The organism is candidate division WOR-3 bacterium, from assembly GCA_039803925.1.
In the GTDB taxonomy this organism is placed as follows: Bacteria; Hydrothermota; Hydrothermia; order Hydrothermales; family JAJRUZ01; genus JBCNVI01.
Genome location: JBDRZL010000028.1, coordinates 1 through 13,591, shown reverse-complemented (window position 1 = coordinate 13,591; position 13,591 = coordinate 1). Strand labels below are relative to the sequence as shown.

General features: G+C 29.9%; 17 protein-coding genes. 14 read left to right on the top strand and 3 right to left on the bottom strand.

Annotation, left to right across the window (positions count from 1 at the left end; translation table 11 throughout):
• Nucleotides 1-329 precede the first annotated feature (329 nt).
• From ABIN17_08875 to ABIN17_08865, 3 genes are read left to right on the top strand one after another with little or no spacing between them, the layout of a single operon-like run.
• Entirely contained in the window at nt 330-1,307 is a 978-nt protein-coding gene (locus tag ABIN17_08875; protein ID MEO0285165.1) for a beta-ketoacyl-ACP synthase III, read from the top strand.
• Nucleotides 1,301-2,191 (top strand): ACP S-malonyltransferase, encoded by an 891-nt coding sequence (gene fabD, locus ABIN17_08870; protein MEO0285164.1) that lies wholly within the window; start codon nt 1,301-1,303, stop codon nt 2,189-2,191. The genes ABIN17_08875 and fabD overlap by 7 nt, the downstream gene beginning before the upstream one ends.
• Entirely contained in the window at nt 2,191-3,345 is a 1,155-nt protein-coding gene (locus ABIN17_08865; GenBank protein ID MEO0285163.1) for a hemolysin family protein, read from the top strand. The genes fabD and ABIN17_08865 overlap by 1 nt, the downstream gene beginning before the upstream one ends.
• Before the next feature lie 2 nt (nt 3,346-3,347).
• On the opposite strand, the gene ABIN17_08860 is transcribed toward ABIN17_08865, so the two are convergent.
• Together ABIN17_08860 and ABIN17_08855 are read right to left on the bottom strand one after the other, a co-directional pair.
• Nucleotides 3,348-4,361, bottom strand: a complete 1,014-nt coding sequence (locus ABIN17_08860; protein MEO0285162.1) for a zinc-binding dehydrogenase — start codon at nt 4,359-4,361, stop codon at nt 3,348-3,350.
• Nucleotides 4,362-4,736 (bottom strand): ATP-binding protein, encoded by a 375-nt coding sequence (locus ABIN17_08855; protein ID MEO0285161.1) that lies wholly within the window; start codon nt 4,734-4,736, stop codon nt 4,362-4,364. It abuts the gene before it with no gap.
• Nucleotides 4,737-4,972: 236 nt separating this feature from the next.
• Between ABIN17_08855 and groES the strand changes: the two genes are divergently transcribed.
• The 4 genes from groES (at nt 4,973) to kdsA (ending at nt 8,147) form a co-directional block, all read left to right on the top strand.
• Nucleotides 4,973-5,293, top strand: a complete 321-nt coding sequence (gene groES / locus ABIN17_08850) for a co-chaperone GroES (GenBank protein ID MEO0285160.1) — start codon at nt 4,973-4,975, stop codon at nt 5,291-5,293.
• Nucleotides 5,294-5,308: 15 nt separating this feature from the next.
• A complete protein-coding gene (gene groL / locus ABIN17_08845; protein MEO0285159.1) occupies nt 5,309-6,937 on the top strand; it encodes a chaperonin GroEL in 1,629 nt (542 codons plus the stop codon).
• Between the two features lie 86 nt (nt 6,938-7,023).
• Nucleotides 7,024-7,299, top strand: coding sequence for a zinc ribbon domain-containing protein (locus ABIN17_08840; GenBank protein ID MEO0285158.1), 276 nt, complete (start codon nt 7,024-7,026; stop codon nt 7,297-7,299).
• A complete protein-coding gene (kdsA, locus tag ABIN17_08835; GenBank protein ID MEO0285157.1) occupies nt 7,299-8,147 on the top strand; it encodes a 3-deoxy-8-phosphooctulonate synthase in 849 nt (282 codons plus the stop codon). Before ABIN17_08840 ends, kdsA begins: the two co-directional genes overlap by 1 nt.
• 5 nt (nt 8,148-8,152) lie before the next feature.
• Here the strand turns inward: kdsA and ABIN17_08830 are convergent, their stop codons facing one another.
• A complete protein-coding gene (locus ABIN17_08830) occupies nt 8,153-8,344 on the bottom strand; it encodes a DUF2892 domain-containing protein (GenBank protein MEO0285156.1) in 192 nt (63 codons plus the stop codon).
• A gap of 70 nt (nt 8,345-8,414) precedes the next feature.
• On the opposite strand from ABIN17_08830, the gene ABIN17_08825 reads away from it, so the two are divergent.
• From ABIN17_08825 to ABIN17_08795, 7 genes are all read left to right on the top strand, one after another.
• Entirely contained in the window at nt 8,415-9,818 is a 1,404-nt protein-coding gene (locus ABIN17_08825; GenBank protein ID MEO0285155.1) for a hypothetical protein, read from the top strand.
• 10 nt (nt 9,819-9,828) lie between these two features.
• Nucleotides 9,829-10,584, top strand: a complete 756-nt coding sequence (locus tag ABIN17_08820) for a TatD family hydrolase (GenBank protein ID MEO0285154.1) — start codon at nt 9,829-9,831, stop codon at nt 10,582-10,584.
• Nucleotides 10,577-11,530 carry a lysylphosphatidylglycerol synthase transmembrane domain-containing protein gene (locus tag ABIN17_08815; protein ID MEO0285153.1) on the top strand — a complete coding sequence of 318 codons (954 nt, stop codon included), beginning with the start codon at nt 10,577-10,579 and terminating at the stop codon, nt 11,528-11,530. The genes ABIN17_08820 and ABIN17_08815 overlap by 8 nt, the downstream gene beginning before the upstream one ends.
• A gap of 22 nt (nt 11,531-11,552) precedes the next feature.
• A complete protein-coding gene (locus ABIN17_08810) occupies nt 11,553-12,497 on the top strand; it encodes a polyprenyl synthetase family protein (GenBank protein MEO0285152.1) in 945 nt (314 codons plus the stop codon).
• A 14-nt stretch (nt 12,498-12,511) separates the two neighbouring features.
• Nucleotides 12,512-12,970 carry a PTS sugar transporter subunit IIA gene (locus tag ABIN17_08805; protein ID MEO0285151.1) on the top strand — a complete coding sequence of 153 codons (459 nt, stop codon included), beginning with the start codon at nt 12,512-12,514 and terminating at the stop codon, nt 12,968-12,970.
• Nucleotides 12,963-13,313, top strand: coding sequence for a hypothetical protein (locus ABIN17_08800; GenBank protein MEO0285150.1), 351 nt, complete (start codon nt 12,963-12,965; stop codon nt 13,311-13,313). The genes ABIN17_08805 and ABIN17_08800 overlap by 8 nt, the downstream gene beginning before the upstream one ends.
• Nucleotides 13,314-13,316: 3 nt before the next feature.
• A partial coding sequence (locus ABIN17_08795) for a DUF3467 domain-containing protein (protein MEO0285149.1) occupies nt 13,317-13,591 on the top strand: 275 nt, incomplete at its 3' end.

Below are 13,591 nucleotides of genomic sequence, written 5' to 3'. Positions count from 1 at the left end.
TCAGAAACACTGAATAGACACACAGAAATTCTAAATAGGCAATCAGAGATGTTAGAAAAGATAAGTGAGATGCTTTATAAAATGGATGAGACTTTAAAGGTTATGGAAAAGAATGCAGAGGAAAGGAATAAGGAAGTATTGGAGATTATAAGACATTTAAAATAAAGAGACAAAACCACTAAACTTGATAAATTAAATCTATATATGGTATTATTTAAAAAAGCCTTCTTTTTGGGGAGAGGGTTTTAATTTTTTTCCGTCCCCCGGGTTCAGAAAAAAATCCCTCTCCCCTTTTATTTTAAAATTAAGTTTATATATAATATTAAGTTATGGGAACAGAAATAATTTCAGTAGGGCATTATGTACCGCCCTTTATACTTTCAAACTTTGACCTTGAAAAGATTGTTGAGACTTCAGATGAATGGATTACAGAGAGAACCGGGATAAAAGAGAGAAGAATAGCAGAACCAGGAATTGCTACCAGTGACCTTGCTAAAGAAGCTGCATTAAAAGCACTTTCTAAAGCTGGTATTTCTCCTGAAAAAATTGAAGCAATAATTGTTGCTACTGCTACTCCTGATACCTATGTAGTTTCAACAGCCTGTCATACACAGGATAAATTAGGAGCAAAAAATGCTTTTGCCTTTGACATATGGGCAGCCTGTCCTGGTTTTATTTATGGACTTAAATTAGCTAAAGGTCTTATAAATAGTGGAGAGGTTAAAAATTGTCTTGTAATTGGTGCTGAAACTCTATCAAGATTTCTTGACTGGGAAGATAGGTCAACCTGTGTTTTATTTGGAGATGGAGCAGGAGCAGTTTTAGTGACAAATACAAATTCAAAAGATAAAATTATTGATGTTTTTCTTGGTTCTGATGGCTCTTTAAAAGATCTTCTTATTATGCCTGCAGGGGGTTCTTTAAAGCCCTTTTCACCTGAAGTTTTTGAAAAGAGAGAATGCTTTATAAAAATGAAAGGTAAGGAAGTTTTTAAAAATGCAGTTTTAAAAATGGAAGAAGCTGTGGATATTATTCTTAAAAGGAACAAAATTAAACCTGAAGAAATTGATTTTTTTGTTCCCCATCAAGCAAATATAAGAATTATTGAAGCTTTGAGAGAAAGGTTAAATATGCCAAAAGAAAAAGTATATGTGAATATAGATAAATATGGTAATACTTCAGCTGCTTCAATTCCCATAGCCCTCTCTGAAATGGAGGAAAAAAATATTCTTAAAAAGGGAGATTTAATTCTTCTTGTTAGTTTTGGAGCAGGTTTTACCTGGGGTTCTGCTTTGATAGAATGGTAAAAGCTATTTTCTTTACAGGACAGGGGTCTCAATTTGTTGGTATGGGTAAAGATTTATATGAGAAAAATGGAATATTTAAAAAAGTTATAGATGAAGCTGAAAAAATCCTTGATTTTCCTTTAAAAAAAATTATGTTTGAAGGTCCTGAGGAAGTGCTTACTCAAACTGAAATTGCTCAACCTGCTATACTTGCAGTTGGAATAGGGAAATTTGAGATTTATAAAGAAGAAAAAGGATTAGATGATATAGGTTATTCCCTTGGACATTCCCTCGGAGAATTTGGAGCACTTTATGCTTCCTCTGTTTTAAATTTTGAAAGTGTAATAAAACTTGTTAAGATAAGAGGAAAACTTATGCAGGAAGCAGGAGTGAAAACAAAAGGAACAATGGGAGTGGCTCTTGGAATGAAAAAAGAGGAAGTTATTGAAATATTGAAAGAAATTGGTGACCATAATCTTGTTATAGCAAATCACAATACAGAAGAGCAGTATATAGTTTCAGGACCTGTTTCAAGTGTAGAAAAATTTTTAGAACTTGCTAAAAAGAGAAATTACAAAAAAGTTTTAAAATTAAATGTTTCAGGAGCATTCCATTCACCTTTAATGAAAGATGCAGCAATTGAATTTGAAAAATACATTGAAAGGGAAGAATTTAAAAAACCCTTATTTAAGATTATTCAAAATTCAACTGGAAAGGCAAGCAATGACCCGGAAGAGATAAAAGAAAATTTAAAAAAACAGATTTTATCACCTGTTTTGTTTATTGATTCAGTTTTATTTTTAAAAAAGGAGGGAGTAAAAGAAGGGATAGAATTTGGTCCAAAACCTGTTTTAAAGGGACTTGTTGAGAAAATTGAGAAAGCTTTTTCTGTTGAATTTTTTTAATGGAAAAAGAGTTTATACTTTTAATAGTTTTTCTTCTTTTTTTATCCTTTTTATGTTCTGGATTTGAAACAGCCTTTGTTTCCCTTGATATTGATAAAATTTTTTTAGCTTCATCAAAATATGCAAGAAAAGTGTTTTTAAAAAAACCAAGAGAAATTTTAAATACTATTTTACTTTTAAATAACTTAGTTAATGTTTCTATAGCAATTTTATTTACAGGATATTTTAGTCTTGAAGTTTCCATGTGGGAGGCAATTTTTTCAGGAGCTTTTTTTTCTTTTATTTTAATAATAATAGTTGGTGAATTTTTACCTAAATATATAGCTTCTAAATTCTCTTTTAATTTTATAAAAATTTTTCATCCGATAATCTTTATTTTTTACTTAATTTTTTCCCCTTTTATTAACCTTTTAACAAAAATTTATAACAAATTTTTAAAAGGTGAATTTCAATCTAAAAGAGATGAACTTTTATGGCTTATTTTTCTTAAAGAAAGAAAAGGTATAATTCCACCAGAGATAGGAAGAAGCCTTAAGTCATCTCTTTATTTCAGCGAAAAAGAAGTTATAGAAGTTTTAAAACCAAGAACAGAACTATTTGCAATTAACATTGATGAGCCCTTAGAAAGCATTAAAAAAACAGTTTATAGTATTGAATATAAAAAAATTCCTGTTTATAAAAATAGTGTTGATAATATAATAGGTTACCTTTTAAAGAAAGATATACTGAATTCTTTAACTAAGGAAGAACTTTTACAAAAAGTAAATAAAATTCTTTTTTTTGCTGAAAATACAAAAATTGAAATGGCTCTAAAAAAAATGAAGGAGAATAATATTCATATCGCAATTGTTGTAGATGAATATGGTGTGATAAAAGGTTTCTTTACAAAAGAGGATATTATTTTTGAACTGCTTGGTGAATTCCATGAATTTGAAAAAGAAATAGTTGTTGATGGAAAAACAAGAATAGATGATTTAAAAGAAGTTTACGGAATTATTTTTCCAGAAGGACCTTACGAAACAATTGCAGGTTTTCTGATAGAACTTAAAGGTGATTTTCCCGAAGAAAATGAAATTCTTGAGTTTAGTGATTATAAATTTCAAATAATATCAAGAGATGAAAAAAGTATAAAAAAAGTTAAAATTTTTAGATAAATTTAACTTACTTTTAAAACAATTTTTCCAAATGCTTTTCTTTCTTCTAACATTCTATGTGCTTCAACTATTTTTTCAAGTGGTAAAACTTCGTAAATAACAGGTTTTATTTTCCCTATATTAACAAGTTGAAGTCCGTCAATAAGGTCCTTTCTTCTTCCCATAGTTGAACCTATTAAACTTATTTGTTTAAAAAATATATACCTTAAATCAATGTTTGCATCAGCTCCAGAAGTTGCACCACATATTACTATTTTTCCTCCCCATTTTACAATTTTTAAAAGGGAAGGTAAAAATTCCTTTCCTGTGTGATCAAATATGCAATCTATTGTTCTACCTTTAAGTTTTTTTTCCCAATCTTTTTCTGAATAGTTAATAACTTCGTCAACACCAATTTCTTTTGCTCTATCAAGTTTTTCTTTTTTACTTGATGTTGCAATTACATAAACATTGAAAGCTTTTAAAATTTGGATTAACATAACACTTACTCCACTACCTGCAGCCATAACAAGGGCTGTTTGATAGGGTTTTATTTTACTTTTTTTAACCATATGCATTGCTGTTAACAAAGTGAGGGGTAGAGAAGATGCCTCTTCAAAACTTAAATTAGAAGGAAAAGGTAAAATTAACTCTTTTTTCACAATAATGAATTCAGCATTTCCTCCCCAGGTGTTTTCTCCGAGTATTTTATATTCCTTACATAAATTTTCTTTTCCTGAGATACATTTATCACAAGAACCGCAGAAAGTAGCAGGATAAAGAATTACTTTATCACCTCTTTTAAATAAGCTTTCCCCCTTTATATCTTCAATTATTCCAGCTATATCAGAACCAAGTATATGGGGAAACTGTATTTTTAAATTTGGGAGTCCTTTTCTAACCCATAAATCAAGATGGTTTAAACTAACAGCCTTAACCCTAACTTTTACGTATCCATCTTTTAATTCAGATTCTTTCAATTCTCCAATTTTTATAACCTCAGGACCGCCATGAGATTCTATGTAAGCAGCTTTCATCTATAAATTCTTTTTAGCCTTATAAACATTCCATGAACCTTTTCTGCTATATTCAAGGGAATTTATAATTTTTTTTACTGAATATAAGCCAAGTCCTCTTCCTCTTTTTATTATTTCTTTCCATTCAATTTTATTATTACTATCAAGAGGCGGTTTTTCTCCTTTATCCATTATTTCAATTTTTATGTAGTTTTTGAATTTAAAGATTTTAATTTTAATTTCTCCTCCTTTTCCTTTGTATCCATATTCTTCAGTATTTGAAACAAGTTCATCAATTACATAAACAAGCTGGTGGGAAAGATTATTATCAAAATTTCTTTTTAAAATTCTGTATATTTTATCTCTGAACTTATCCCTTTCCTTGAGCGGAAGCATAATAATATCTTTGAAGAGAACTGTTCCAGGAGACATTGAAAATATTATAAATTTAAGTCTTGAAAAAAATCAAGTGAAAGAGTATATATAAAAATAAGTTAATCGAACGCTATGCGAATATTTTCTCATATAATTTTGTCCGGTATTAGTTCATATTTGAATTTCATAAATTCTAAAACTTTTTTCTTTTCAAGGGTTCAAGTCCCTTTTTATTTTGAGAAAAGGAGGATTGAGTAATGTCCAAAAAATCTAATAAATTTCCAATAAAACCACTTTCAGATAGGGTTGTTATTAAAAGAATTGAGGAAGAAGAAGAAAAATCTCCTGGTGGTATAATTATACCTGATACAGCAAAAGAAAAACCACAGAAAGGTGAGGTTATGGCAGTAGGTCCAGGAAGGCTTGATGATAATGGAAATAGGCTTCCAATGGAGGTTAAAGTAGGAGATAAGGTTTTATTTTCTAAATATGCAGGAACAGAAGTAAAAATTCAGGGAGATGAATATTTAATTATGAGAGAGGATGATATCCTTGCAATAATTGAAAAAAATGAATAAAAAAGGAGGTAAAAAATGGCAGCAAAAGATATTCGCTATAATGAAGAAGCAAGAAGGAAACTTTTAAGAGGTGTAGAAATTCTTGCTAAAGCTGTAAAGGTCACACTTGGTCCAAAGGGTAGAAATGTAATTCTTGAAAAAAAATTTGGAACTCCACAGGTGACAAAGGATGGTGTGACAGTTGCCAAGGAAATTGAACTTAAAGACCCCTTTGAAAATATAGGTGCTCAGCTTGTTAGAGAAGTGGCTTCAAAAACAAGTGATGTGGCAGGAGATGGAACCACAACCGCTACTGTTCTTGCTGAATACATTTTTAAAGAAGGACTTAAAATGATGGCTACTGGTGCAAATCCAATGGAAGTCAGAAAGGGTATTGAAAAGGCTGTAAATACTGTTGTGGAAGAACTGAAGAAAATTTCAAAAGAAGTAAAGGATAGAAGGGAAATTGAACAGGTGGGAACTATCTCAGCTAACAACGATGAAGAAATAGGTAAAAAACTTGCTGATGCAATGGAAAAAGTAGGAAAGGATGGTGTGATTACTGTTGAGGAAGCAAAAGGAATTGAAACTTATGTAGAATTTGTAGAGGGAATGCAGTTTGATAGAGGATACATTTCACCCTACTTTGTAACCAATCCTGATAAAATGGAATGTGTTCTTGAAGATCCCTATATTCTAATTCATGACAAAAAGATTTCCTCTTTAAAGGATATCCTTCCTGTTCTTGAAAAAGTGGCACAAAGTGGAAGACCACTCCTTGTTATTGCTGAGGAAGTTGAGGGTGAAGCCCTTGCGACACTTGTTGTAAACAAGTTAAGAGGAACATTACTATCCTGTGCTGTAAAAGCACCTGGTTATGGTGAAAGAAGAAAGGCAATGCTTGAAGATATTGCAATTCTCACAGGAGGACAGGTAATTTCAGAAGAAAAAGGATTAAAGCTTGAAAACGCAAGACTTGATGATCTTGGAAGAGCTAAAAAAGTTATAGTTGATAAGGATAATACTACCATAATTGAAGGTGCAGGAAAAAAAGAAGATATTCAGGCAAGAATTAAACAGATTAAAAAGCAGATTGAGGAAACAAAGAGTGATTATGATAGGGAGAAACTTCAGGAAAGACTCGCAAAACTTGCTGGTGGTGTTGCTATAATATATGTTGGTGCTGCTACAGAAGCTGAAATGAAGGAGAAAAAAGCAAGAGTTGAAGACGCAATGCATGCTACAAAAGCTGCTGTTGAAGAAGGAATTGTTCCCGGTGGTGGAGTCGCTTATTTAAGATGCATTCCTGCTTTAGAAAAACTTGAAGCTACCCTTGATGGTGATCAAAAGCTCGGTGTCCAGATTGTAAAGAAAGCCTTAAGAGAACCTACAAGATGGATTGCTGAAAATGCTGGATATGAAGGAGCTCTTATTGTTGAAGAAATTTTAAGGAGAGGCGGAAATATAGGATTTGATGCAAGGGATGGTGAGCTGAAGGAGATGTTCGAAGCTGGAATTATTGATCCTACAAAGGTTACAAGAATTGCCCTTCAGAATGCTGCATCTGTTGCTGCACTCCTTTTGACAACTGAGGCTCTTGTTACTGAAATAAAAGAAGAAAAGAAAGATTCAGGAGTTCCAACACCACCTATGGATGAATACTGATTAAAAAGGGGGGAGGGGTTTAAATGAAAAAAATATACCTTCTCCCCCCTTTTATTTTATAATATAATTTAAAAAGGAGGTAAAATATGCCTATATATGAATATAAGTGTGAAACATGTGAAAAAAGTTTTGAAGAACTTGTTTTACCAGGAGAAAAGGAGCCTGAGAAATGCCCTGAATGCGGGACTAAGACTTTAAGAAAAGTATGGAGAGGAAGTGTAGGTTTAATTTTTAAAGGTTCTGGTTTTTATATAACTGATTACGCAAGGAAAACAAGTAGTGGGGGTAAAAAAGAAGGCGAGAAAGAAAAGGAAAGTAAGGGTAATTCCTGTTGTTCCGGTGGAAGCTGTTCATGTGAGTGATGGAAAGAAAGAAAGTAAAAGTTAAGGATATAGAGTTTGGAGATGATAGATTAGTTTTTATAGGTGGACCCTGTGTTATTGAAGATGAAAATTCAACTTTAAGGACTGCTGAAAAGATAAAAAAAATAACCGAAAAACTTTCAATTCCTTTTGTATTTAAATCCTCATATTTGAAAGATAATAGATCCAGTGAACTTTCCTATCAGGGTCCGGGTCTTGAAAAGGGTTTGAAAATTCTTGAAAAAGTTAGAAAGGAATTTGATGTTCCTGTTCTCTCAGATGTCCATACACCTCAGGAAGTGGATATAGCAAAGGAAGTTCTTGATATCCTTCAGCTTCCTGCTTTCCTTTCCATGCAAACTTCTCTAACCCTTGCACTTGCAAAGACAGGTAAAACTATAAATGTTAAAAAGGGACAATTTCTTTCTCCAGCTGATATTAAAAAAGTTGTTGAAAAAATTATAAGACAGGGGAATGAAAATATTTTATTAACTGAAAGGGGGACTTTTTTTGGCTATCATAATTTAATAGTTGATTTTCGTTCTTTCCAGATAATGGCTGAAAATGGTTATCCCTTAATTTTTGATGCAGGTCATTCAGTTAGGAATTATGGAATATCCTCATCTGATCCCAAGGGGGGTGATAGGAAATTCATACCCCTTTTAGTAAGGGCAGGTCTTTCTTCTGGATTTGTTGATGCGCTTTTTCTTGAAGTTCATGAGGACCCTGAGTGTGCTAAATGTGATGCCTCAACCCAGTGGCCCTTGAATAAATTAGAAGATTTACTTTTAATGGCAAAAGAGTCTTTTATAAAAGGTAAAGAGTTAATTAAAAAATATAATTTTTAAATTTTTTAAGTTTTTTTCAATTTACAGGTATCAATACGGAAAAGGATATACAAAGGACAGAATCCGATTAAACCGGTAATTAGAGGAATAATTCCAATCAATCCCCAAAGTGTTTTAAAAATAAGACCGAGTAAAATTATTACAATACCTAAAATAATTCTTATTGTTTTATCAATTCCACAAACATTCTTTTTCATATTTTTTAATATTTTTTTAAGGAATTGAACCTATCTTTAATATTATAATATAGTTTTCTTAAAATTTCAAATGCAAAAAATAAATCCCTTTGAAATAAGTTTTGAAAGCGAAAAGAGATTAAATAAATTTTTTTTTATTTTTAAGAAAATTTTTAATACCGATTATAGGGGTATAAATATTTATGAAGTTTTGAGTTATTCTCTCGGTTGGAGAATATTTCCCTTGATAAGAGACGAACTATTATCAGAAAAATGCAATGATAAAAGCTATTTAAATATTTTTAACAAAATAAAGGAAAGGGAAAAATTTTTGAAATATAAGCTTTTTTTAAGAATTTTTAAGTTTACGGCTTTATTTTTTATTTTTCTTATTTTAAGAAAAAAAAGGAAAGCAAAGGTATTAACTACTTTTTATTTAAAAGATATTGATTTTTTGTATTACACTCAATCCTTTAAATTTTTTCTTAAAAAAAGGGATTCCTTTTATTTTCCTAAATATTCCTTTTTTTTAAAATCTTCTTTTAATCTTTATTTAGATTCAAGGAAATTTTTAAAAAAACTATTTTTTAAATTACCATCAGCCTTAAGAGAAAAATACAGGGAGATTTTTACATACTATCTTTTTTACAGGATTCCCTTTCTTTTCTCTTATTTATGTTATTTAGAAAGAGAACTGAAAAATTATGAATATTTTATTACTCACGAGAATGTAACTAAATTTATGATAATTTTAAAAAAATTTTTTAATAAGTCTTTTACACTTCAGCATGGTCATGTTTGGAAAAAGGGAGTAGTTGCGATGGGTGAGTTTGGCTTTTTTATTAAAAATAAAGATAACTTCTTTGTGTGGGGAGAGGAATTTAAAAAAAGATTTTTAGAAAGAAATATAGATGAAAAGTTTATTTTTGTTACAGGTTCTCCCTTTCATGTTTCACTTTTTAAAAGAGAAAAAAAATATCAAAGAGAAAAAGGAAGAATACTTTATATTACCCAGCAAGCAAAAGGGATGGAAGATGAACTTATTTATATTTTTTCTACTTTTCTTGAAGGTTATAAAAGAGCACTTGAAGTTAAAAGGGATTTGTTTCTTGTTATAAAGGCAAGAAAAAGAGAAAATTTAAAAATTTATAAAGAATTACTCAAAAAAATTAAATTTAAAAATTTTTTTATTTTAACTACTAACTTATGGGATGAGATAGAAAAAGCAGAAATTGTTTTTTCTTCTTATTCAACTGCAATTTATGAGGCTCTTTTTTTAAATAACTACATTTTCTGTATCTTTCCCAAAAATTTAACTCCTCCTTTCCCATATGATTTATTCAAAATCCCCTTTTCTACTGATCCTGAGGAAATAAGAAATTACATAATTAATCCTTATCCTGTTAATAATGATAAAAATATTTTAAAAAAATTTTTTGATAATCTTTTAGAACCTGATTCGGTTTTTGTGAAAATTAAAGATACTATAAAGTAAAATTAAAGAAATGATTTTTGATACACATACTCACCTTAATGATGAAGTTTTTGAAAAGGATCTTGACTCAGTTATTGAAAGAGCTTTTGAAAAGGGTGTTGAAAAAATGATTGTAGTTGGGTATGATGTTCCTTCTTCAGAAAAGGCTATTGAAATTTCAAGGAAATACAAAGGGAAAATCTTTGCTTCCTGCTCAATACATCCACATGAAGCTGATGATTTTGAAAAGGATTTTCCAAAAATAGAAGAACTTTCAAAGGAAGAAGTAGTAGTTGCAATAGGTGAAACAGGTCTTGATTTTTATAAGGATTTTTCTAAAAAAGAGGCTCAAATTGATTGTTTTAAAGCCCATATAGAACTTTCCAAAAAAAGAAATTTACCCTTAATTTTACATGTAAGAAACGCCTTTCCAGAAGTTTTTGAAATTTTAAAAGATAATAAAAATTTAAAGGGTATATTTCACTGTTTTTCAGGAGGAATAAATGAAGCTAAAAATGCTTTTCAAATTAATTTTTTCATTTCTTTCTCAGGTTCTCTTACATACGGGTCAAAAAAACTTGAATCCTCTCTAAAAATTTTACCCTTAGATAGGATTTTATTTGAAACAGATTGCCCCTATCTAACTCCGAAACCCTTAAAAGGCAGAAATGAACCCTCTTATATTCACTACACAATAGAGTTTGCAGCTAACCTGCTTAAAATCGATTCTAAAGAATTAAGCAAGATCTCCTTTGAAAATTCATTAAAAATTTTTAACCTTGAATAAGAAAATTATATTTCTTTTAAAGTTATTTTTAACTTTCATAATTCTTGGTTTTATTTTTTATAAAATAGATATTAAGGAGTTTCTTTCAATATATAGAAAAACAAATCTTTTCCATATTATTTTATCAATTATTTTTTACTATTTAGCTTTTGTTTTTCTCTCAATAAGATGGAAATTGCTTTTACTTGAACATTCAAGAAATTTTACAGTTTCAGAAATTTTTAAAATTTATTTACTCGGTATGCTTGTAAATACTGTTTCCCCAGCAACTCTTGGCGTTGATGTATTGAGGGGATACATGATTGGAGAAAAAATTAAATCTGGGAAATCTTTTGCTTTTGCTTCAGTTCTTGTTGACAGATTTATAGGTCTTTTTGGTATTTTTTCCTTTGCTCCATTTGGCATTCTTTTTTTAAAAGGTATACCCAATTCAAAGAAATTGATTTTTATTTCCTTTTTATTTTCCTTTTTAATAATTCTTCTTTTTTATATTTCTTGGACAGATATATTTGAAAATATTTATAAAAAAATTTTATCAAGATTTCCCTTTACTTCTTTAAGAGATAAATTTTTTAAATTGTATGACTCTTTTAAAATATATTCAAAGCACAAGAAACTTTTAATTTTGAGCTATTTTCTTACAATTTTTTTGCAAACTTTTTTTTCAATTCAGGCATACTTCTGTGCAAGAGCTATTTCTATTAATCTATCTCCTCTTGTCTTTATTTTTATAATACCCCTCATTAATTCTCTAAATTCAATTCCGCTTACGATTTCTGGACTCGGAATAAGAGAAGCAGGTTTTTATGCTCTTTTCAGCTCTTATTTTTCTCTTGAGACATCAGTTTCTCTTTCATTACTTTATTTTATTTCTGGTGTTGTAGCCAATATACCTTTTGGGGTATATTTATTTAAATCTCCTTTTAAAAGTGAAAAAGATATATAATTTTTTATATAATTGATTTTTAATGAATATAAAAGAACTTTATGAACCCGTAAGAGAAGGTATAGAAAAAGTAAATGAAAAACTTAATGAAATTTTTAAAAAGGATTACTTTCCCTATATTCCCGATAATTTATTAATGGGAAAAAGACTTAGACCTTTACTTACCCTTTATTCTTCTTTTGCCTTTGAAGATTTGAAGGAAGAGAAAGTTGATGTTGCATGTGCTACTGAACTTGTTCATTTTGCATCTTTGATTCATGATGATGTTGTCGATGGCTCAACAATAAGAAGAAAGTCTCTGACATTAAATTTTTCTTATGGAAATCACATAGCCATTTTAATTGGAGATTATGTTTTTTCAAAAGCAATGGAATTTATAGGAAAAGCCAAAAATGTGAGGCTTTTTGAGATTCTTGCACAGACTTCTGTTGAAATGTGTGAAGGAGAAATAATTGATGAATTTCTTGAAAGGGAAAAAAGATTTGATTTAAAAAACTATTTACTTCTTATAGAAAAAAAGACTGCTTCTTTATTTTCAGCTTGTTGTGAAATGGGGGGGATAATTGTTAATTATAAATATGTTGAAAGTTTAAAAAAATTTGGAAAAAAATTTGGAATTCTTTTTCAAATTCTTGACGATCTATATGATTTTTATAAAGAAGGTGAAGATATAGAAAAGGGAAAGATAACGCTTCCCCATATACTCTTTAAAGAAGAAATTGAAAAAAAATTTCCAGAGTTTTTTAAAGAAAAAAATTTTGATTTAAGCAGGAAGGTTAGGGAGTTTCTTTTGGAAAAAGGTGTAATGGAAAGGTGTTATGAATATTTAATTCCAGATTTTTTAGATTTGAAAAAACTTGTTTCAGAACTTGATAACCCAATTAAAAATTACTTATACTCTTTTATTATTTATCTGGAAGAAAATAGACATTTTTTATTTAATGAAGAAGAGGTTCAATCCCCTTAAAATTTTAATAAAAAATGATATCAAAACTTTTGAAACCAGAACTTGTAATTTTAGACCTTAAGGGGAAAACGAAGAGTGAAGTTTTAAGGGAAATGATTGATGTTTTACCAATAAGTGAGGAAAAGAAAAAAAGTGTTTATGAATCAGTTTTAAAAAGGGAAGAAATAGGTTCAACGGGTATTGGAAAAGGGATTGCAATTCCCCATTCAAGGAGTGTGATGCTCGATGATGTTTATCTTGTTGTTGGAATAAGTAAAAAAGGTGTTGATTTTGATGCTATAGATGGAAAGCCTGTTCATCTTATTTTTTTACTTTGTGCTACCCCTATTGATCCTGATTCAAGATACCTTATTACTCTTGGGAAAATCGCTCATTTAGCGAGGATACTTTCAAAGGATAAAAATTATTTAAATTTTGATAACGAAAAGAAATTTATAAATTATTTAAAAGAACTGGAGGCGAAAGGTGGCTAAAGAGAAATTAAATTTTATTAATATTTTAATAGCAATTAACGACCTTGATGCTCAGCTAAGCCTACTGGAAAATCCCTATTATAAAGAGTTAGGTTTTGAAGTTGATGAGAAAAAAATAGAGAAACTTAAAGATGTCAGGAAAAGGGAAATAGATAAGTTGCCTCCTGATATACGAGATGAATATGAAATGCTTTTAAAAAGGTATGGAAAAGGTGTTGCCCCACTTATAGAAGGAACCTGTTTAAATTGCTTTGCTGTGCTTCCCACCTCACTTCTCACAGTAGAGGGTAAAACTAAACTTATTAGGTGTCCCAATTGTTCAGTTTTCCTTTACAGGGTATAAGAAATGGAAGAGAAAACATTACATCAACCCCCGATACAGATTGAACTTGGAGAAAAGGAAGCTGAAGGAATATATTCCAATTTTGTTATGATAATACATTCCCCCTCTGAGTTTATTCTTGATTTTGCGAGAATAATGCCAGGTGTTCCTAAAGCAAAAGTTCAGGCAAGGATAATAATGACACCATCTCATGCAAAGTTACTTTTGAAAGCATTAGGTGAAAATATTGAGAAATTTGAAGAAAAATTTGGTGAAATTAAAATACATGAACAAGAAAT

Excerpts from the sequence above, each read along its gene's own strand:
- ABIN17_08875 (MEO0285165.1), top strand. The coding sequence starts at position 330 with ATGGGAACAGAAATAATTTCAGTAGGGCATTATGTACCGCCCTTTATA.
- fabD (MEO0285164.1), top strand. The coding sequence starts at position 1,301 with ATGGTAAAAGCTATTTTCTTTACAGGACAGGGGTCTCAATTTGTTGGT.
- ABIN17_08865 (MEO0285163.1), top strand. The coding sequence starts at position 2,191 with ATGGAAAAAGAGTTTATACTTTTAATAGTTTTTCTTCTTTTTTTATCC.
- ABIN17_08860 (MEO0285162.1), bottom strand. The coding sequence starts at position 4,361 with ATGAAAGCTGCTTACATAGAATCTCATGGCGGTCCTGAGGTTATAAAA.
- ABIN17_08855 (MEO0285161.1), bottom strand. The coding sequence starts at position 4,736 with ATGCTTCCGCTCAAGGAAAGGGATAAGTTCAGAGATAAAATATACAGA.
- groES (MEO0285160.1), top strand. The coding sequence starts at position 4,973 with ATGTCCAAAAAATCTAATAAATTTCCAATAAAACCACTTTCAGATAGG.
- groL (MEO0285159.1), top strand. The coding sequence starts at position 5,309 with ATGGCAGCAAAAGATATTCGCTATAATGAAGAAGCAAGAAGGAAACTT.
- ABIN17_08840 (MEO0285158.1), top strand. The coding sequence starts at position 7,024 with ATGCCTATATATGAATATAAGTGTGAAACATGTGAAAAAAGTTTTGAA.
- kdsA (MEO0285157.1), top strand. The coding sequence starts at position 7,299 with ATGGAAAGAAAGAAAGTAAAAGTTAAGGATATAGAGTTTGGAGATGAT.
- ABIN17_08830 (MEO0285156.1), bottom strand. The coding sequence starts at position 8,344 with ATGAAAAAGAATGTTTGTGGAATTGATAAAACAATAAGAATTATTTTA.
- ABIN17_08825 (MEO0285155.1), top strand. The coding sequence starts at position 8,415 with ATGCAAAAAATAAATCCCTTTGAAATAAGTTTTGAAAGCGAAAAGAGA.
- ABIN17_08820 (MEO0285154.1), top strand. The coding sequence starts at position 9,829 with ATGATTTTTGATACACATACTCACCTTAATGATGAAGTTTTTGAAAAG.
- ABIN17_08810 (MEO0285152.1), top strand. The coding sequence starts at position 11,553 with ATGAATATAAAAGAACTTTATGAACCCGTAAGAGAAGGTATAGAAAAA.
- ABIN17_08805 (MEO0285151.1), top strand. The coding sequence starts at position 12,512 with ATGATATCAAAACTTTTGAAACCAGAACTTGTAATTTTAGACCTTAAG.